The 19,680-nt window shown below is 44.6% G+C and carries 16 protein-coding genes and 2 pseudogenes; 12 read left to right on the top strand and 6 right to left on the bottom strand.

The features are described from left to right. Positions 1 to 5: 5 nt before the first annotated feature. The gene (locus FHS77_RS13615; protein ID WP_184224294.1) at positions 6 to 911 is read right to left on the bottom strand and encodes a LysR family transcriptional regulator; all 906 of its coding nucleotides are present in this window, start codon (positions 909 to 911) and stop codon (positions 6 to 8) included. Between the two features lie 81 nt (positions 912 to 992). Between FHS77_RS13615 and FHS77_RS13610 the strand changes: the two genes are divergently transcribed. From FHS77_RS13610 to FHS77_RS13555, 12 genes and pseudogenes are all read left to right on the top strand, one after another. Further along, positions 993 to 1,934, top strand: coding sequence for a transporter substrate-binding domain-containing protein (locus FHS77_RS13610; RefSeq protein WP_343061023.1), 942 nt, complete (start codon positions 993 to 995; stop codon positions 1,932 to 1,934). A 108-nt stretch (positions 1,935 to 2,042) separates the two neighbouring features. Next, positions 2,043 to 2,705 carry an ABC transporter permease subunit gene (locus tag FHS77_RS13605; RefSeq protein WP_210307148.1) on the top strand — a complete coding sequence of 221 codons (663 nt, stop codon included), beginning with the start codon at positions 2,043 to 2,045 and terminating at the stop codon, positions 2,703 to 2,705. Next, positions 2,702 to 3,358, top strand: coding sequence for an amino acid ABC transporter permease (locus FHS77_RS13600; protein WP_184224290.1), 657 nt, complete (start codon positions 2,702 to 2,704; stop codon positions 3,356 to 3,358). Before FHS77_RS13605 ends, FHS77_RS13600 begins: the two co-directional genes overlap by 4 nt. A gap of 22 nt (positions 3,359 to 3,380) precedes the next feature. Then, the gene (locus tag FHS77_RS13595; protein WP_184224313.1) at positions 3,381 to 4,163 is read left to right on the top strand and encodes an amino acid ABC transporter ATP-binding protein; all 783 of its coding nucleotides are present in this window, start codon (positions 3,381 to 3,383) and stop codon (positions 4,161 to 4,163) included. Positions 4,164 to 4,208: 45 nt separating this feature from the next. Beyond that, positions 4,209 to 5,210, top strand: a complete 1,002-nt coding sequence (locus tag FHS77_RS13590) for an agmatinase family protein (protein WP_184224288.1) — start codon at positions 4,209 to 4,211, stop codon at positions 5,208 to 5,210. Positions 5,211 to 5,651: 441 nt separating this feature from the next. Beyond that, positions 5,652 to 7,598: a site-specific integrase gene (locus FHS77_RS13585; protein ID WP_184224286.1), complete on the top strand. Its 1,947-nt coding sequence runs from the start codon at positions 5,652 to 5,654 to the stop codon at positions 7,596 to 7,598. A 3-nt stretch (positions 7,599 to 7,601) separates the two neighbouring features. Continuing rightward, the gene (locus FHS77_RS13580; protein ID WP_184224284.1) at positions 7,602 to 8,447 is read left to right on the top strand and encodes a metallophosphoesterase; all 846 of its coding nucleotides are present in this window, start codon (positions 7,602 to 7,604) and stop codon (positions 8,445 to 8,447) included. Between the two features lie 679 nt (positions 8,448 to 9,126). Further along, positions 9,127 to 9,390 carry a hypothetical protein gene (locus FHS77_RS13575; RefSeq protein ID WP_184224281.1) on the top strand — a complete coding sequence of 88 codons (264 nt, stop codon included), beginning with the start codon at positions 9,127 to 9,129 and terminating at the stop codon, positions 9,388 to 9,390. Between the two features lie 416 nt (positions 9,391 to 9,806). Continuing rightward, positions 9,807 to 11,387, top strand: a pseudogene (gene tnpC / locus FHS77_RS13570) (IS66 family transposase). Positions 11,388 to 12,154: 767 nt separating this feature from the next. Beyond that, on the top strand, positions 12,155 to 13,024 hold the full coding sequence (locus FHS77_RS13565; protein WP_184224279.1) for a hypothetical protein: 870 nt from the start codon (positions 12,155 to 12,157) through the stop codon (positions 13,022 to 13,024). A 144-nt stretch (positions 13,025 to 13,168) separates the two neighbouring features. Next, positions 13,169 to 13,492, top strand: a complete 324-nt coding sequence (locus FHS77_RS13560) for a DUF6634 family protein (protein WP_184224277.1) — start codon at positions 13,169 to 13,171, stop codon at positions 13,490 to 13,492. Positions 13,493 to 13,719: 227 nt separating this feature from the next. Then, positions 13,720 to 13,896: pseudogene (locus FHS77_RS13555) on the top strand (transposase domain-containing protein); the annotation flags it as partial. A gap of 151 nt (positions 13,897 to 14,047) precedes the next feature. On the opposite strand, the gene FHS77_RS13550 reads toward FHS77_RS13555, so the two are convergent. The 5 genes from FHS77_RS13550 to FHS77_RS13530 form a co-directional block, all read right to left on the bottom strand. Next, entirely contained in the window at positions 14,048 to 15,247 is a 1,200-nt protein-coding gene (locus FHS77_RS13550) for a GIY-YIG nuclease family protein (protein ID WP_184224275.1), read from the bottom strand. After that, positions 15,240 to 17,303 (bottom strand): DEAD/DEAH box helicase, encoded by a 2,064-nt coding sequence (locus FHS77_RS13545; protein ID WP_184224273.1) that lies wholly within the window; start codon positions 17,301 to 17,303, stop codon positions 15,240 to 15,242. Before FHS77_RS13545 ends, FHS77_RS13550 begins: the two co-directional genes overlap by 8 nt. Continuing rightward, complete coding sequence (locus tag FHS77_RS13540) at positions 17,300 to 17,509, bottom strand: hypothetical protein (protein ID WP_184224271.1); 210 nt, start codon at positions 17,507 to 17,509, stop codon at positions 17,300 to 17,302. The genes FHS77_RS13545 and FHS77_RS13540 overlap by 4 nt, the downstream gene beginning before the upstream one ends. Beyond that, complete coding sequence (locus FHS77_RS13535; protein WP_184224269.1) at positions 17,499 to 18,347, bottom strand: hypothetical protein; 849 nt, start codon at positions 18,345 to 18,347, stop codon at positions 17,499 to 17,501. Before FHS77_RS13535 ends, FHS77_RS13540 begins: the two co-directional genes overlap by 11 nt. Before the next feature lie 18 nt (positions 18,348 to 18,365). Beyond that, a protein-coding gene (locus FHS77_RS13530) for an IS3 family transposase (RefSeq protein ID WP_374786292.1) occupies positions 18,366 to 19,513 on the bottom strand; the annotation gives its coding sequence in 2 pieces (ribosomal slippage) (positions 18,366 to 19,267 and positions 19,267 to 19,513; 1,149 coding nt in all). Between the last annotated feature and the right edge of the window lie 167 nt (positions 19,514 to 19,680).

Below are 19,680 nucleotides of genomic sequence, written 5' to 3'. Positions count from 1 at the left end.
TGGATTTATTTGTTAGTTTGAGTAAAAGAATTAAAAATATCATCAATGAAAGTTGCAACAACTTGTGATGTGGACATCTCACTACGTGTAACAACCTGAAAAGGAATTAATTTATCTAAATCCGGATGGGCTAATGAGCGCAGCTCACCTCTCTCCACCCATCTTTCAGCATAGTGATCTGCTAGATAACCAATGTAGTTTCCACTTAAAATGAGAATAGCCTGTGCTTCCATGTTGGAAACGACAGCGCGTGGATGAATATCACGCAAATGAGAAAGTTCCATTTGATTAAGGTAAGCGCGTGTCACCAAATTGGCATCCTTGATAATGGTCGGTGTAATATCTTCAGGCGGGACATTGAATAAAGGGCTATGAGCACTACAATAAAGAGTGTTTTTCTCATCATACAATTTTCGATAGAGTAATGTGTTGAAATTACTGGTGAAATTACCGATTGCCAAGTGAATGGAACCATTAAGCAGTTCCTTTTCGAGCATGTCAGGTGTGCCGATGTGAATATTGGGAGAAACATCATGCACACGCTGATTGAAACGTTCCATCGCATTTCGAATGGAAAACTGCTCATCAGTTACCATGTTGCTTGCCAAACCAAGCCTTAAGGCTCCAGTTAAGCGGTGACGCAATTCACCCATAGCAATTTCAAAATGCTCCACCGAGTGCAGTAAACGTTTGAGCTCTTCATAAACACGTTCACCTTTTTCAGTGAGTTGAAATCCGGATTTACCTCTTTTACATAAGTCAAATCCTAGCCGCTGTTCGAGCGCTTTGATATGGGCGCTGACTGATGGCTGACTTATGTTTAAGGCGATTTGAGCACCAGTAAACCCGCTATTTTCAACTACAGCTCGAAAAATACGGCATGACTTCAGGTCTGCATCAGAAAACCGCAATAGGCCTCTCCTTCCGATCTCATGTAAAACGATACATTAGCAATAATAATATATGAATGTTAAAATTAATATATATCAAATGTGAAATTTAGTCTAAGTACCAATATTCATATCCACTTAGAGCATACCAAATGCCGTTGGATAGGATCTTTGGGAGGAAAAATGAAAAAATATTTTCGTAATGGCTTGTGGATAAGCCGCACTATTTTGGCATGTTCAGCTTTTCTCGTTTTATGCCAAACCCCTGTTCAAGCAGAGGATGATCTTTTAGCTAAGATTAATAAGCGCGGTGAATTTATCGTCGGAACAGAAGCTCGTTATGCGCCTTTTGAATTTGTTGAAAACGGTAAAATTGTCGGTTATTCTGCGGATGTCATTGAAAAAGTGATGGAAGCCTTCCCTAATGTCAGATTAAACCGGCTTGATTTGCCTTTCCAAGGTATTCTGCCCGGCTTGCAAGCCAAGAAGTTTGATTATGTCGTAACTTCAATCGTCGCTGATAAATCACGGTTTGAAAAATTTGCGCTTAGCATTCCGATTGCTGATGCAACCGTATCAATCATCAAGCGTAAATCAGATACGAGCATCAACAAGCCAGAAGATTTGGGTGGGAAAACTATCGGAACACAGGCAGGTTCCGTTCCTTTGGGCGATGTAAATCTTTTTGCTGAAAAGCTTAAAGAACAAGGGATCCCAATTAAGCAGGTTAAAACCTATGTTGGTTTTGAAGAGGCCTATGCTGATCTGATTGCTGGCCGTATTGATGCCGTCGCAAATACATTGCCTGCTTTATTTATGGCCACACAAAAAAGACCCGATGATTTTGAAATCGTAATGCCAGCTTTCGGGCCTGTGCGCTATATCACTTGGGCTGGTCGTAAAGATGAAGATAGTGTTACTTTGATTGCTAAAATCAACGCTCGCCTGCAAGAGCTGAACAAAGATGGCACCTTGAATGAGCTTCAAGAAAAATGGTTGGGTGGTTCCGCTGAGCTACCATTAGAATTACCTGCGCCACAATAAGATATACCTCTCATTCAAATTGAAATGATTGTTCCGGGGCTGCCCGGAACATGTTTCACAGCGCTTATCGCGCAGTGCGCATTTATCATGTTATCCGAGGAGGAAGCAGTGTTAACGGCTATCGACATTGTGTGGTCTTACAAGGATGCGCTTTTGATGGGAACGGCAATGTCCGTATTCGTATCAGGCATCTCGATTTTAATGGGTATGCCTCTTGGTTTACTGCTGGCGTTTTCTTTAACGTCGCGTAATATTTTCTTACGCTCATTCGCCGTGATTTATCGTAGTTTTTGGCGTGGAACTCCAATTTTAGTTCAACTGTTGCTGGTCTTTTATTTATTGCCGGCAGTCGGCATTGACTTGTCACCTATTACAGCTGCGATATTAGCTTTAACATTGAATACAGCAGCCTTTCAGGGGGAAATTTTTCGCGGAGGTTTGAAAGGTGTAGGGCGAGGTCAGTTAGAAGCAGCGCAAATGCTAGGCTTGCGTATGCCCACTATTCGTAGACGCATCGTCATTCCTCAGCTTTTCCGGTTGGTAACTCCGGCGATTACCAATGAATCGATCAGTATCCTCAAAAACTCATCCATTATTTCTGTGATCTCCGTGACGGAGTTGTTGCGAACCGGACAACAAATTGTCTCATCCACCTATCGACCACTTGAGGTTTATGTCTTGATCGGGGTGATCTATATCCTCCTCAATCTCCTGATCTCTATTGGCGGTCGATGTGCTGAAGCTCATTTCTCGAAGAGGGCGGCAGTATGAACTTTATCGAATTGTTGATTGAGCATTATGCACTGTTCTTTGAAGGTGCCTGGCTGACGATTTCTGTAACATTGACGGCAACAGTATTGGCCTTGTTCGTCGGCTTGTTAATAGCGCTGATGAGCGAAGTGAAAGCGAAACCGCTAAAATTTTTCTGTCGCATTTATATTGAAATTATGCGCGGGACACCAATTCTGGTCGTACTCTTTCTTTTGTACTATGGCGGGCCATCTTTTGGATTAGTCCTTGACCCCGTGCCCGCAGGAATTCTGGGGCTAGGTTTTTATGGAGCTGCATATTTCGCGGAAATCTTTCGGAGTGGTTTTCAAGCTATTCCGCAAGGGCATATCGAAGCCGGAGAGATGCTCGGATTATCAAAATTCCAAATTAATATGAGAATTCGCCTACCACAAATGCTTCAGATTATTCTGCCTGCAATGTTTGTGCAGATCGTCATGATGTTTAAAGAATCCGCATTGCTATCAATCATTACCGTGAATGAATTGAGCAAAATCGCAACGCAACTGGTTAATGAAACATCTTCAATTGTCGAGCCGTATATCATCATCACCCTCATCTACTGGGCTGTGATTGAAAGCGTAGCCATGCTGGGCAGAGCTTTAGAAAAGAGGTTTGGTTATGGGATCGCTTAATCATATATTGGACGAGCAGAAAATGCCTGCAAATGACGCAGTCATCAGGGTACAGGGACTAACCAAGTCTTTTGGTAGCGTCTCCGTTCTTAAAGGCATTGATCTGAACATCCATCGATCTGAAGTGGTTTGCATTATCGGGCCATCAGGGTCTGGCAAAAGTACTTTTTTGCGTAGCCTGGCTTTTCTTGATCCCTACAACGATGGAGAAGTACGTGTCGAAGGTGAATTGCTCGGCTATCGACTGATCCATGGACAGCGAAAATTACAGACTCCGACAGAGCTTGCACATGCGCGCCGTAATCTTGGAATGGTTTTTCAGCATTTCAATCTTTGGCCGCACATGTCTGCGCAACAAAATGTTGAACTAGCGTTAAAATATACACGTAAAATAGGCGCTAACGCTGCTGCCTCAGAGGCTACAGCCGCCTTAACGAAAGTGGGCTTAGGCGAAAAGCGGCAGCTTTATCCAGCGCAACTCTCCGGTGGCCAACAGCAACGTGTTGCGATAGCGCGAGCTTTGGCCATGAAACCTAAGGTCATGTTGTTTGACGAGCCGACTTCGGCCTTGGATCCTGAGTTGGTTGGCGAAGTGTTAACCGTGATGCAGGATTTAGCAAGAGAAGGGATGACCATGGTCATCGTTACCCATGAAATGGGTTTTGCTGCTAAAATGGCTGATGCGGTTGTCTTCATGGATGCCGGTGTGATCGTCGAAAAAGGCAAGCCGGATGATCTTTTTTCCAAGCCCAAAAGCCCTCGACTACAAGAATTTCTCGATACGTGGCGCTCAAGAGCATTCTAAAACAATTATAAAAAGACAAATTAACGACTGTGAAATGGAAAAAACATGACAAATGAAGCATTTGAAAACCCGCGACTGGTAAAGCTTATTTATGGCGACACGCCAAGTTTTATGGCTACGCAATATTGCCCAGATATGACTGATGTAAAAGCAGATGTAGCAATTGTGGGCATGCCCTATGATGGGATTGCCACATTACGAGGTGGAGCTACACGTTTAGCGCCTTCCTCGGTGCGCAAGTTATCCTTACTCTATGGCTCGTATAATTTTGACTGGGATCTGGAAGTTTTCAATCACATTCATGTTGTTGATGCTGGTGATACGGATATCGTACCGGGTAACAATGTGGAAAGTTATCAGCGATTACAGGCTAAAATTAGCGGTATTAAAAAATCTGGTGCTATTCCGTTTATGATTGGCGGGGACCATGGTGTTTCCTATCCGGCTGTAAAAGAAGCCGTCTGCGATATCGATTATCAGGCAGGTATGGTGATTTTTGATACGCATTTAGATTTGGCAGAAAGCTACCGCGAAGATCGATTGACGCGCGCTTCACCACTTAAGCGTATTTGTGAATTACCCAATATTGACCCGCGTAAAGTTTGCATTATCGGTGCGCGTGGTCCGCGTAACGTTAAAGAATGGACGCCGATTGCAGAAGAGCTAGGGATCAGACTTTACACAATGTCTGAGGTGAATAAACGAGGCATCCACGCAGTCGCCGAGGAAGCGTTGCTTATCGCATCACCTGACGGTAAAGCGCCATATATCAGCTTCGATATTGATGGTGTTGATCCCGCCTTTGCCCCTGCAACAAATAGTATTGAGCCAGGTGGGCTGACCAGTCTTGAAGCAATCGATGCAGTCCGTATCGTTTGTGAGAATGGATTGTTAGGTTTTGACGTGGTTGAAGTTGCACCAGAGCACGATAATGCTTCACAGATTACATCTGCTCTTGCTGCACGATTGATGGCGGAAGCTTTTGCAACCTTAGCCGCACGTAAAATCGGTTGCGGGCGGAAATGGGAGTATAATGAAGTGAAATAAACTCATCTCTTCAGAAGCAAAGGCAGTTGGTAATATATTGATATTAACGACTGCCTAGACCTATGGAAAAACGGTTGGGTATTATTGCGTATAAACCAGACTCAGGAGTCGTTTTTGGAGTGTTAACCTGATACATCCGTCGTTAAGCAAGACTGATTACTCTGAGCCCCAAGTCTTCTCCAACCTTCAAAAGTATCTAGGGTGTTTACGTTGATTACTTATAAAAAACATACATACTGGTACATAAATATGGTACATATTTAGTTAGCCGCCATGGAGGGCAAAGGCTTAAAGCGTTGTATTTATTGAAGGTGCCGAAACAGGGAACTTCTCCCTCTCTCTCCGCCAGTGATTTTTCACTCTCCCCCACTTTTATTTCAAGCCTTTGATATCAATAGTAATTTTCTGATCTTTTTGCCCAACTGACAGGGCTTTGACCAGATGAAAACACCAAATGTATCGTTGAATGTACAGTCGAATGTATCGCTCAGCCAGCATGGTAATTTCGAATCGACACAACCGGTAAAGCGCTCAAATCTTTCTGTCGGGCGTTATCTCGTTCGCAGCGGCAACATACTGCTCTTCCAAATGCGCCTGCCAAAATCTATGGTGACATCCGGACCAGACATCATCAGAATAAGCTTAGGGGCGCTCGCGTTACGACAAGCGAGAGAAATAGCGGATGAACTGGCCTCAACTGTCAGAGCGTTTGGCCGAGCATGGGAGCGTAGTATGGACGACAAACAAGAAAATACGTCCTTTGAGGGCGAAGAGGGCGATCTTGAATATGATCAGCGCGAACTTACAGCACTGCAAATGAAGACCTTGTTTAAGTCCCTCGCCTACGAAATAAAACATTCCAAATATGTGCCCTCCCCTCTTGAGGAAAAGGGCCAGGAATTCATGCGTAATCTGCTTTCTATACAACGAGAAGTCACAGCTAAAGAAAAGAATGAGCCGCACAATAGCTTGATTGCAGAAAATGCACGGTTGATGGCAGCAACTTTTGGAAAAAAGTGGTTGGAAGAAACAGCTGGCCTGCGGCAGGAAGACTTACAGCAACCAGAGATGATTGATATCGATGAAGGCTTGGCTGAAACATTGAATACAGAGCCTACGCCATCACAACCCCACTTAAAAATAGCGCCTACTCCAGCAGAGCCTGTGATAGCCACCACGCCAATTACCGGAACGAAACCCCTAAAAAATTCAGAGAAAATCCCTGCCTTTAAACAAGACAGGCGGACCGTACAGCGCCCTGCATCCGATAAACCGCTTTTCAGCGATCTTGCCGCCGAATATCTGGCCTTGCGTGAAAGCAAATCCAATACAGCGAATAAAGATATCAATATTGCACGGTTTCGCATTGACCTGTTCATTGATTTGATCGGCGATCACCCTGTCGACACCTATACCGGTACCGATCTGCAAGCCTATGTTGAGTTGATAAAATACTGGCCTGCAAATGCGAAAGATCGTGACGCGAATAAAACGCCACGCGAGATCATTGCCAGTAATCGAGATATGCGCCTGCTCCCACTTGCGCATAAAACACTCGTGCAAGGCTATGTGGCCATTGTCAAAACAGTTATTACTTCAGGCCAGACTAATTATAATTATCCAAACCCCATTGCTAACGTCAAACTAAGCTACCCTGACACTGCACGCCCTTCTGTATCAGCAGAACCTTTGAGCCCTGAAAAGATCAACCAGCTGTTTATTACAGGCGTTGAGTCTGGTTTTCTTGATAATGCAATGTTGCCGCTTTTGGCGCACCTCACGGGCCGTCGCCTTGGTTTGCTGGTACATCTTAAGGGTTCAGATTTCCGTCAGAAATTTAAGGATGTCTGGATCGCTCAAACGAATGGTATTATTCAACTGAACGGCAAATGGCAGCGTAACCCGATTAAGACAGAAGCCAGCACTAGCTTTTATGTTCTGCATAATATTCTCGAAGAAATTGGTTTTATTAAATGGGCTGCGAGCAAAGGAGATGCGTTCCTTTTCTCAGAACTGATGCGTTTAGCAGATCCGAGTAAATCTGCATCGTCCTATATGAACCGCCTCTTCAAGAAAGCTGGTATCAAAGATACGCCGAATGAAGTGTTCCACTCATTACGCAGTGGCTATATTTCAGACATGTCCGAACAGCAAATTGATCGAAGGGAACGAAAGCTACAGGTTGGGCACTCCGTCGGTCAGGAAGAACATGAAAAATACGGCCATAAAACCCTGACAGAGGTTCAGGCTCGTCGTTTCGCAACCCTGCCCATCGCTGAAGAGATCGATTTATCCATTTATCAAAATTTGGATTTCGAAAAGATGGCAAAGAAATCACGTTCACAAAGGCCTAATACTGCGGCTATCCACCTTTCAACCGGGAATTAATCGATGAAATTTTGGGTATTCAGTGACATCCATATTGAGATCAATAGCCGTGTTTCATTCCCCTCGAATCCACCAGAAGTCGATGCTATCCTTATAGCTGGTGACCTTAACTATGCCAGTGAAATACAGGAGAGTGCGAAATTTGTCATCGACCATTACAATCTCCCGGTTATCTTTGTTGCAGGGAACCATGAATTCTACCAACAAACATCAATGCCGCATGCTACCCACGAAATGGAAATGGCAGAGCTTGCGTCACGATCAGAGGACTGGAAGCAACGTTTCTATTTCCTGAACCGCAAAACCATAGTTTTAGGAGACACACGAATAATCGGAGCGACATTATGGACAGACTTCGAACTTGCGACAGAAAACTGGGAAGATGCGATTTGGAGACTTAATAAAACAAATGCAATCAACGACTTCCATGCGATTCAATATGACAAAAACCAAATCTTCCGACCAAATGATATGTTGCAGCTTTTTCAGGCGGACCAAACATATATCAAAGAACAACTGATGGTGCCTTTTGATGGTACGACAGTCGTAATGACCCATCACTTGCCGCATCCATTTTGTGTGGCACCGGAATTCAAAGACGATGAGCACAGTTATTTATTCGCCTGCAGTGAAAAAGCGTTCGAACAGTTACTTCATAGTGAAACTGCTCCCCATCTCTGGGTTCACGGTCACACACATACCGCCATGGACGTTACCGTCGAAAATACGCGAATAGTTTGCAATCCTCATGGATACGATCACGAAAACGGTATAAATGGCTTCGTATGGGACAAAGTCGTCGACACCGATGCCCTCTCTGACAGTCCATTACTGTTAGAAGACACTTGATGTGCAAACCGACCTCCTAGGTCCGCCATTCACACAGACAAAGCGGTCTCATAATGCCTAAAATCTGAATGTCGACCTCAACGTCATGGCAGGCAAGTGACGAAAATCCGATAAAAAATCATCGAAGAAGACCGATCAGAAAGTGGCGTTATACACAATTAGCAAATTGTGTATAACGCCACTTTCTGATCGGTTCTCAAGTTTAGAAATCAACCACATATAAAGTAAAAAACCTTGCTACGAACTCTGTAACTTTGATTCAAAACTCAATATTTTTGTTTCAACGACAAACGGCGTTTATATTTTCAAAAAATCGAATAGCGGTAGCTAATTAAGCACAGTAATGCATAGTAAGCCATCTTAAGGTGTTTACACAGTAATTCAGCGTGTCAGAACCCGATATTGAATTGCACAAAACGCTTTTTAAATTGATCGCACAGCATCTCAATTTAAAATAATTTACGTAAAACTGATTCAAAACACTAAGTTTTCGTTTCAAAACTCTATATCTTTGATTCAAAAGTAAACGCCGTTTACAAATTAATAAAAACACTTGCGCCGGCAGTTTATCGGTCTCACGATATTAATATCAACGTGTGAGATGAACCATGAAACAGCATCATAAAAAATTATTCGTTTAGCAGAACAATGCGAACGCCAACAAGATTATCGGGAACGCATGAAAGCAGAACGCAGGCCTTACCGTGAGGATATGACACTAATGACCTTTTATTCCCTGGTCATGTATTTTTACCGCCGCAATCGAATGGATCGGCTCGATAGGTTTATGACTATTGTTCTTAAACGTTTAGAGCAACAAGGCTTTGATAAAGTCGCCAGCGATGAAGTATTTAACGAACTGGTTGAAAAATATACGATACAAGGCTGGAAGCCTCGTCAGAAATTTCATCTTAATAAACAGTCATGCGATGAGTACAATTAATTAGTGTCACTCTATTTTTGGCGGGTGCCAGTAATTAGATTTTTGGTATCAGTTTTCGTTGCTCCGCAAACGCCGTTTACACTAATTTGATTTATTCCCCACATTACTTCTTAGTAATTTAACAAAAATGTAGAGTTTTGAATCAAAGTTATAGAGCCCGTTTTAATAGCGGGTTCTTGAGCAGACTATTTGCAAAATTTCATTATTTTGCATTCTTCGACATCAAACGTAAGCGCTTAGGCGGCCCCATGTATCTTTTGTCGGGCTGATACGCGATTTTCTACATGAATCATGTGGGGAATCCTATGAGCGACAGTGTGAATCACACCCGAACATTTGAGATATTAACGGCGGGACCGGTAGGAAGCCGTCGCAGACCGCGTGACTGGCCGGATGACGTTGACGCACTGAAAGCAATGGTGCTGGCAATGGCTTGTGAGCAGGCTGCGAAAGAAGCTCAGCTGAAGGCTGTGAAGCAGAGATTGTCCGGCTGGAGGCCGTAGAAAAGAGCGCCAATGAGCGGATTGCGAACCTGACATCCATCATGAAGGTTTTGCAGCGCACCCAATATGGTCGCCGCTCCGAACAGCTGCGCCTTGGTGTTAACGATGAACAGGTCTCATTTGCTTTCGAAGAGGTGGAAACCGGTCTTTCGGCTGTGCAGAGCGAGTTTAAAGATGTGGCTCAGGTCAGATCAAAACGTGCATCACGTCCGCGCAAGGTTTTTGCCGCTCATCTTGAACGCATTGAGGAAATTATCGAGCCGGAGATTCCTGCTGGTTATGAAGGCCTGGAAAAGGTCCTGATCGGCGAGGATCGCTCGGAGCGACTGGATGTTGTGCCGCCGAAGTTCCGGGTTATCGTGACGCGTCGCCCGAAATATGCATTCCGCAACCATGATGGTGTGGTTCAGGCGCTTGCCCCTGCACACATCATCGAAAGTGGTCTGCCGACAGAGCGTTTACTCGCCTATATCGCCGTTTCCAAATATGCTGATGATCTTCCGCTTTATCGTCAGGAAGCAATTTATTTACGCGATGGCGTTACGATCAGCCGGAGTTTGATGGCGCAATGGATGGGGCATCTGGGCTTCGAACTTCAAATATGCGCTGATTATATCCTTGAGCGGATCAAAGAAGGTGAAAGGATCTTCGCTGACGAAACGAGTTTGCCCACCCTGGGCCCAACTCTGGCTCTAGGATCGGGAAAGGCCACCAAGGCATGGCTTTGGGCTTATGCGCGCGATGATCGCCCTTATGGTGGGAGCAAGTCCGCCAATGGTGGCTTACCGCTTCGAAGACAGCCGGGGCGCAGAGTGCGTGGCACGGCATCTTGCTGGCTTTAACGGCATCCTGCAGGTCGATGGATATGCTGGCTATACAAGTATGATCAAGGCGCAGGCTAAAGCTGGACACAATGACCAGATAAAGCTCGCAGGTTGCTGGGCGCATTTACGCCGCAAATTTTACGATCTGCACGTGAGCGGTATCTCGCAGACCGCAACAAATACTGTTGTCGCTATGGCTGAATTGTGGAGGATTGAGGATGAAGCACGCGGCAAAAGTGCCGACATCCGTGCTGCGTTCCGTCAGGATCAGTCCGCAGCCATTGTCGCCCGTCTTTTTGGTATGTGGGAAAAAGAGTTGGGCAAGGTCTCCGGTAAGTCTAAAACTGCTGAAGCAATCCGTTACGCGCTCACCCGGCGCGAAGCGCTGCAACGGTTCCTCACCGATGGCCGGATCGAAATCGATAGCAACATTGTTGAGCGTGCCATCAGACCGCAGACAATTACAAGGAAAAACAGCCTGTTTGCCGGAAGCGAGGGTGGCGGTCGGACTTGGGCCACGCTGGCGACGCTTCTCCAGACATGCAAAATGAACAGTGTCGATCCGCTTAACTGGCTATCCCAAACCTTAAGCCGCATCGCTCAAGGCTGGCCTGTAACAGAAATCGAAGACCTCATAGCTTGGAACTACAAGGCCAACGACATCGGCTGACCGCTTACAATCCAACTGGCAAATTAGACGTAAACCTCATCTTAATGAGCAGTAATTAAGTGCTCTGAATCGAATGATGTCCATTAATTTTTATGGATGTCTCATTTCGCGTTTTTTAGCGTCACTTTGCCTTAAGTCTAAAAGTACTTTTTTCATAAACCGTTACTATTCCCTACATTACTTCTTATTAAAAAAACAAAAACATAGAGTTTTGAATCAAAAATATAGTGTCCATGTAAAAGTGGCTTTTAGAGCTTAATTTAGACTGATTTCGTTATTTTCAGCTGAGCGTTTGCGAGGTCATGAAATTAGAGAAAATACTTCAGAAAAAAGGTCCCACATTTATTTGTGTTGGGGGCCCTTGCCGGTCTTTGCCGGTCCTGCCATATTTCCGACAGTTCAGTATCTGAACTGATAAACGGCTCCGCATAGTGCTGTAACACAAATACGGAGCCTGACCAGAAACCTTCGCTACAAAGGAACCGGCTATGGCCAAGTATAATGTCTCGCATTATCGAATGGAAGCACCTGACTAGTGTTGTGTACACATAGCAGAGGCTAAGCGGCAGTCATTCAATCTGTTGAATTATTTGCTCAAGCCTTAAGCTCGCACTTACTACTCCATATTCATCCAATCTCATGGTCATAACCCTTGTGACCAGGATTGATATCGCACGCTTATGTTTCATCAGAAGTTTGAATGCTTCCCGTGAAGTCGTCCAAGCTTTGTCTTGTGAAAATAGTGTGCTTTTAGCAGGAGACGTATTTTGACAACCTGTGACAATCATCTACATGCTGGCTCGAGCCTGCAACGTCATTCGTTACCATACAAAGATATCGATACAGATATGCTGCACGATAAGCTCAGTCTTTCAATTGCTGCGAAGGAGACAGCAATCGGGATATGGTGCAATCAAACATATAAACCCCGAACAGGTGATGCAGAATATGCCATCTGGTTTGAGCAGTTTACTTTAATAACCAATCGATATAATCTTGATTTAATTCAAGAGGCACTGGCCGTCATTATTGCTCACTCATCCATGAGTGATTACTGCAATATTCCCGCACAACTTCCAGTGACAAATGCTGCCCTCAAAATTATTGAAACACATCCAAATCCTGATTTTGAGATCATTAGCTACGACAAGAATAACTTATCGGGCGACTTTTACATACCAAGTATTCTGGGCATCCATGAACCGAGCAGCACTGCTTTAATGGGGTCAGTCGGAGAGTTTGCCATGATGACTGAAAGCGACATTCAAAAACTCAAACAGCATATGATGGCCGCAGCACTCGTTCTGCCAGATTATTTAGCACAAAAAAATATTTGCAAGCGTACTGACACGGTTGAACTGGCACTGATCGATATAAGTAAAACACCTAACACAGCTGTAAAGCACTTTTGGCCACTTCAAAATATTGATGATCTCTTACGTGTATCCGGTGCAGCACAAGCGATCCATGACATAAGAAACATGCTGGCGCATAGCACATCTGCTCTAATTAAGCGTATGGATCAAAGAGGCAGTACGATTGCAGACTACACCGTACCTAACAATCAGTCGGAAACAATAAAAACACCTACAGTCCGCGTTGAGTTTTTAGAATTTAGGCCAAGCACAACAGTTTAGCTATCACCGTACCAGGGCCACTGCTTAAGGCAGTCCGCAATTTTACATACGAACGCTTCGCGTGAACCCCATGACCGAACTTCAAGCCCATACTTGCCACAGCAGGTGTGAATGATTTTTTGCATTCAAAAATAAGGACAACCAATGATTATCCAAGACGGCCAATATGATGAAGCAACTATTCGTAATTATATCCGCCTGCTCAAAGCACTCGTAACGGATATGGAAGCATTCCTCGACGGTAACGGTCCAACAGCAGAAATCCTTGATCAGGCCCCGCTGATTGAGGGCTGGCGACAGTCAGAGCGTTACAGCCCCTGCCTTACTGGCACATTCCACTATCATCCACTGCTTGGTGGATTGGTACCGAACGGCATCACGTCTCAACTCTGGTTGCTGAATAAAGATGAAGGATGGGCACGCACATTGAGCAGATTTTACAGACTGGGTAAACCATTCAAGCGTTAATCCGCCATCTAACATCTATGATTTGATAGCAACACGTAACCAAGGCAGTGAACATGTCTGCCTTGGTTGGATGTATCACGCTTAACCGTCACTAGCGGAATCATTTTCCGCAAGTGACGTAAACTATCGAAGCTGTGACATGTCTTCTGCTGCAATCATAATTGCTTATCAGGTGCATTCAACATCTCGTAAACGATATTATCGAACGTGCGTTTTTTCTCAGGCATGGCCATGAAGCAGGAGCTGAAAACTGGGCAACAATCGCCTCGCTAATCGAGACTTGTAAGCTCAATGCCATCGATCCGAAAAAATGGCTGACAAGCACGCTAACTGCAATCGTCAATGACCATAAACAAAACCAAATGGACCAACTTTTACCATGGAATTGTCCAAGCAAGGTGTGATCAAAACATCGCTTACCAAGAAAATTCTACTTAATAACACCATTAATTTTAGAGGGGATTACCGTGTGAGCGCTACAAACGACTCCATAGTTTAGTATGCCCAATCTTTAGTGATGCGCTCTCTCCCCGCGGCTGATGTACAAGATCACATTTATAATTTAATTAGCTTCGCTTGTCTTTGATCATATGTGTATTTGTAAATTGTTCCATTTTTTATACGCTCAACAACTTCATCGATAACAAACAAAGGTACTAAAAACCACTCTCGCGGAATAACTGAATTACCGAAACGATCTTTCAGATCAATCTCCAAGCGTGCCCTATCAAACACACGATGAATAAGTTTCTCAAGCTTAGCTCGGTTGATATTAAAAAGCTTATATGTCGCAACAATTTCTACATCAGCCAACAAAAAAGTTGCATCTAGTTTCGCGTTTGAGACCCGCTTTTCAACGCTACCACCAGTAACACCTATTTTATGGAATATCTCACGATTCGCAGCTATCGTTGGATTATCAGACAGACTGCGGAGAACATAAATAGTCCCACTTTCACTATCTTCATCATTCAAACTCTCGGCAAATAGGGGCCCCGCCGAAGGATCAGATATACGACGTCCTGCTGCATCTTTGTAAAGAGCTCGTTGTAATGAACGTAACAGCAGATTACTCTCGGTACCATTCGAATATACTAATCGTAACCGTGCATCAGAATCACCATTAGGCGCTTTGATTGGTTCACCCACGTCAGCCACATATAATGTTTGCCCGCCAAGGATGAAAAACTGCCCCACCGTAATTTCAGCTTTCGAAAAACCTGCATCTTTTACAAATGGAAGCGTAGAACGGGTTCCGGCCTTTAAATCAGCCTGAACGCGCTCAAAAAGCGGTTTAAAGTTTTCAAAGTCCTCACAACGCTCACGATTGGCAATTTCTTCTGCTGCTTGTTTTTCAGCGGTTGAGCGAACATGGGTCAAGGTCGTTATTTCAGTAACTTCTATCTCCACGCCCAGCTCTGCAAGCAAAGCATCATCATCTAACTCATCAATTGTCGATTGAGCGAGGTTGCCATTTGAGCTAAGCAACCCTTGGGTATCAATGGGCGCAACAAGGGCCCGACACTCCTCCAATTCACGTATCCGATCCAGTCTGACAGCGTAAAGCCGCTCAAAGATATCCCGCTCTTCACCATGGTGTGGAACAACACCATGCTCATCTACAAATCGCTGTATTTCTTCAAATCCGGCAACAATACGTTCTTCACGTGGAGTACGCCTAGATAACTTCTTAGCCTCAACCTCTATACCGAGTTCGGCCAGAAGTGCATCATCATCGTCGGTAAAGTTAGCCATTAGCGGCCTCCGCTTTCATCCGCGCTAAGAAAGCAACGCCTTCCGCCATACGCTTTTCCCACGCATCACTAGCTGTCAGTGAAGGCAGGCGACCACGTTCCTGTTTAAATTTCACGGCACGGCGAGCAAGATCGCGGGCTTCTTCGGGTGATAATTTGATCTTTTTGCCAGCAATAACTGACGCAACTTGTTTTAGGCTGTCTTCACTCATTGATTTAGCAAGGATTGAATAGGCCTCTCCAAAGGGATTAATTTGGTCAATCAGATCAATATCGAGCTCTTTGACATCCATAGCGAATTTACGAACCCCGTCAATGAGCGCAGTATTGACGGACTTTAAGCCATCATTGTCTGGATTCAGTACAGCCTTCGCCTGCTGTGTCAGATTTAACGCAGCAATTGCATGCTGACGAACAGCCTCTTGTTCAACGTCATCAAGTTCGGGGTACTTTTCCTTGATGATTTTCCCCAAACGTAACTGCGTCAGTTCTTGTGCAACAGTTTCACCGCCAGCGTGATCACCATCGAAGAGCCCTTTTTCCAAGGTGGTTTTATCTTGCACAAAAGCCGTGATGACCTCATTAAGATCTTCTTGGCAAATACGCTGGGCTTCTTTGCTCTTAGGCTCGACTAAGCCTTTAATTTCTATCTGAAATTGCCCAGTCTGTTCATTAAACCCAACATTACATTTATTCGGATCATATCCGTTATCACCATAGTCAAAACCAGACACAGGTGCATTTTCAGGCCGCTTCGGCGTGAAGTTGAAACGAGGGGCGAGAACTTGTTCCATGAGAAGGCTGGCCGCAATAGCCTTTAAGGTATCATTGACCGCTTCAGTAACTGCACCTTCGGAAGCATCTGGCTCCGCAATCAAATTGGTGAAACGAGCTTTTGTTTTTCCTGGTGCATCGCGCGTTGCACGACCAATAATCTGCACGATTTCAGTTAAACTAGAACGATAGCCCACGGTTAAAGCGTGCTCACACCAAATCCAGTCAAATCCTTCCTTTGCCATGCCAAGTGCAATAATTATATCGACATGGTCGCGATTATTTTTTTGTGATGGATCTTTAAGTGCAGCTGATACCTTATCACGTTTTGATGCATCATCAACAAGATCAGCAATTTTCAGAACCTTACCATCCGGTGTCTTGACGAGCTGAAAGCCAGTAATTGGATCTGTACCCTGCCATTCGCCAAGCTCTTCAATAATATGCTCGACTTCGCGAATTTTATCTTTAGTGCTTTCACGCGAGTTGACTGACGGGATATGGATAATCGTTTTTTCAGTTGGCTTGAGAACATTCAAAATATCATCAGAATATGCGTCGGCGTAAAAGAAATATCCAATTTCCAATGATTTTAAATATTTATAGCCATTAAGCTGCTCGTAATAGGTGTAAGTAACGGCATCAAACTTGTTTTCATCTTCTGGAGAAAGAACCGCTTCAGCGTCTCCTCGGAAATAAGACCCCGTCATGGCAACTACATGCACTTTGTCGCGTGCAATCAACTCACCCAAATGTGCGCCCAGCTTATTATCCGGATTGGATGAGACATGGTGAAATTCGTCGATGGCAATCAAACACCCATCGAATGCATCTACGCCAAATTTGTCGACTGCAAAGCGAAAGGTTGCGTGAGTGCAGACCAGCACCTTGTCTTGGCTACATAGAAAAACTTTAACCGAATTAACCTTGCCACCATCCGTTCCTGGCGCATTGCAAAGGTTCCAATTGGGCTTAACCTTCCAATCCCAATGAAACCCGAATTCACTCAATGGCTCATCAGCAAAACTGGAACCAATCGATTTTTCTGGTACAACAATGATTGCCTTTTTCACCCCCTGATTATGCAGCTTATCAAGCGCAATGAACATCAGAGCACGGCTTTTACCGGATGCTGGTGGCGATTTAATCAGCAAATATTGCTCACCGCGTTTTTCATAAGCGCGTTCTTGCATCGCGCGCATACCAAGCTCGTTTGCTTTTGTTGACGTGCCATTCTGAGCGTAAGATACTGAAACGGATGGCACTGATTTAATATCGCTCATCTATCTGCTCCAGAACGAAAATGTACTTCAAATGCTTTTACACTTCCATAAGTCTCAGCGACACGAGTTTGCACCTTGCGCATCATATCAGAGCCTCGCTCAGGCCAGCCATGATACTCAAACATTTTTTCAAATGAGCCAAATCGCGCCTTGGCAATTTCAGCAATGGCCTTAGCATCGCCACCAGGAACATAACTATTCTGCATTATTCTTTACGCTCCCGTATTCACGGAACTCAGGTAAAATTCTTGCAACAGCGTCGAACTCATCAACGAATTTGTTCATGAGGTTTTCAATCTTTAAGAGAATATCTTCGCTATCTTGCACATCTTCTAAGTTGGCAACATTGCTGTTAAAGAAGCGTGAGTATAAAGCCCCTTCTCGTTTGGCTCCTTTGGTAAAAGAAATACTCAGTCGTTGATCGGTTTTCGTCGATTCAATACGTTCAATCAAACTCTTTCGGAAATCATAATCTTTGATTGGTCCGACTTCAGCTGTCAGCTTCAAATATCCTTTTTTGCCATCAGCGTGGGTGCCGATCTCGACCCAACAAATAAGTGGCAAACCAGCCCACCACCGTTCACAGCCCTCCCAGTTCAGATCAAAGCCACCTAAAGCCTCATGCCAGTTTGCAGGTAAAAAACTGAACATTCGATCATTTAAGCCCCTATAAATATATTTACGATCTTTGACTTCAAAACCTTGTCCAAAGTCAGGATTATCGCCGAAGAAACGATGAGCTGCCAACGCAAAGTCCGATCCGGCACCATGCTCCAGAATAAAATCGAGCACTTTTTTATGCTCACGATATAGTTGTCGAGCTAGAGTTTCCATCTCACTGCGTTCTTTGCTCTTACCCATCAATTCCTCCAAAACATGCAAATAATGGGTCAGGAATGTCGTGACCTCAGGCTGAAGCTGATAAGCTTCGTGATTAAGATATAATTTCAAAAATGTGCAGATCGCCCCATAACGAATAGATACATATGCGTCATCCTCAGGTGCTTCCTCATTTAATGTCAGAAATATGCCTGATATGTCCAATGAATAGCCCCGAGTTTATTAGACACTCTTTGTCTTCATTTTGTGGTTCTGTTCAAAGTGTACTGGTGACAGCATACCATTTCTAACGTGTTTTCGTTGCGGGTTATAAAACATCTCAATGTAATCAAATACGTCTTGCCTTGCTTCAGCTCGATTCTTGTATGTTTTGCGCCGAACACGCTCTCGCTTCAGCAGATTAAAAAAGCTCTCAGCTACAGCATTATCGTGACAATTCCCACGGCGGCTCATGCTGTGCTCAAGATTATTTTGTTTTAAGAATGAAGCCCAGTCCATACTTGTAAACTGGGAGCCCTGATCTGAATGTATCATGACCCGCTCTTTTGGTTTTCGTCGCCACACGGCCATCAATAAAGCCTGTAAGACTAGGTCTGTGGTTTGGCGCGATTGCATTGACCACCCGACAACGCGTCGAGAAAACAGGTCGATAACAACGGCCAGGTAGGAAAACCCTTCATACGTCTTGATATAGGTAATATCTGTGACCCAAACCTTATCAGGCGTGTTCACGTCGAACTGGCGATCCAGAGTGTTGTCTATAACGATAGAGGGTTTGCCACCATATTTACCGGAGCGGCGCTTATAACCAATCTGAGCTTTGATACCTGCCAGCTTGGCCAGTCTCGCCACACGGTTTGGACAGCAGGTCTCACCATGATCTCGCAGATCATCGTGTAACTTGCGGTATCCGTAGACTTTGCCGCTGTCATACCAAGCATCCTTGATCAGCATTGTTTGGCGGATATCTTCATTTGCACGGTGACTTAAAGGCTGCTTCATCCATGCATAAAATCCGCTTGGATGAACACAAAGCATGCGGCACATGGCACGCACATTGAACCGAACACGATGCGCCTTGATAAACGCGTACTTCATTTTGCATCCTTGGCGAAGTACGCGGTGGCTTTTTTTAATATGTCACGCTCCTCGGTGACGCGAGCAAGCTCTTGCTTCAAGCGCCTGAGCTCTGACAGTTGATCATCCTTCACTGCTGCTTTCTCAGGAGCAGTGTAGCGTTTCATCCAGCTATAAAGTGAATGTGTGCTGACACCCAAGCGACGCGAAACATCTGCCACGGAATAGCCGCGCTCAGTAATCTGTTTAATAGCATCAAGTTTGAATTCGTCGGTGAAATTAGCTTTACCCATCGTAAGCTCCTTGCCTCTTTTTTAAGTTACAAGGTGTCTACAAATCTAGGGGCTTCTGTGGTTGCCGCCCGAAATGCAAGAAGTTTCTTCCCCGTATGAGATGTGATCGAGTGCGGTCTTCTGTCAGGCCTACAACTGCGGCACTTCTGAAGCCGCTGGCCGATATG

The sequence above is a fragment of the Paenochrobactrum gallinarii genome, assembly GCF_014205685.1.
Taxonomy (GTDB): Bacteria; Pseudomonadota; Alphaproteobacteria; order Rhizobiales; family Rhizobiaceae; genus Paenochrobactrum; species Paenochrobactrum gallinarii.
Note: the sequence above shows the minus strand (reverse complement) of the source record. Positions and strands in the feature narration are given on the sequence as shown.

What these genes read in the sequence shown, in the direction of transcription:
- FHS77_RS13595 (WP_184224313.1), top strand. Translation starts at nt 3,381, where the DNA reads ATGCCTGCAAATGACGCAGTCATCAGGGTACAGGGACTAACCAAGTCT.
- FHS77_RS13550 (WP_184224275.1), bottom strand. Translation starts at nt 15,247, where the DNA reads ATGGCTAACTTTACCGACGATGATGATGCACTTCTGGCCGAACTCGGT.
- FHS77_RS13545 (WP_184224273.1), bottom strand. Translation starts at nt 17,303, where the DNA reads ATGAGCGATATTAAATCAGTGCCATCCGTTTCAGTATCTTACGCTCAG.
- FHS77_RS13560 (WP_184224277.1), top strand. Translation starts at nt 13,169, where the DNA reads ATGATTATCCAAGACGGCCAATATGATGAAGCAACTATTCGTAATTAT.
- FHS77_RS13580 (WP_184224284.1), top strand. Translation starts at nt 7,602, where the DNA reads ATGAAATTTTGGGTATTCAGTGACATCCATATTGAGATCAATAGCCGT.
- FHS77_RS13590 (WP_184224288.1), top strand. Translation starts at nt 4,209, where the DNA reads ATGACAAATGAAGCATTTGAAAACCCGCGACTGGTAAAGCTTATTTAT.
- FHS77_RS13540 (WP_184224271.1), bottom strand. Translation starts at nt 17,509, where the DNA reads ATGCAGAATAGTTATGTTCCTGGTGGCGATGCTAAGGCCATTGCTGAA.
- FHS77_RS13575 (WP_184224281.1), top strand. Translation starts at nt 9,127, where the DNA reads ATGAAAGCAGAACGCAGGCCTTACCGTGAGGATATGACACTAATGACC.
- FHS77_RS13585 (WP_184224286.1), top strand. Translation starts at nt 5,652, where the DNA reads ATGAAAACACCAAATGTATCGTTGAATGTACAGTCGAATGTATCGCTC.
- FHS77_RS13600 (WP_184224290.1), top strand. Translation starts at nt 2,702, where the DNA reads ATGAACTTTATCGAATTGTTGATTGAGCATTATGCACTGTTCTTTGAA.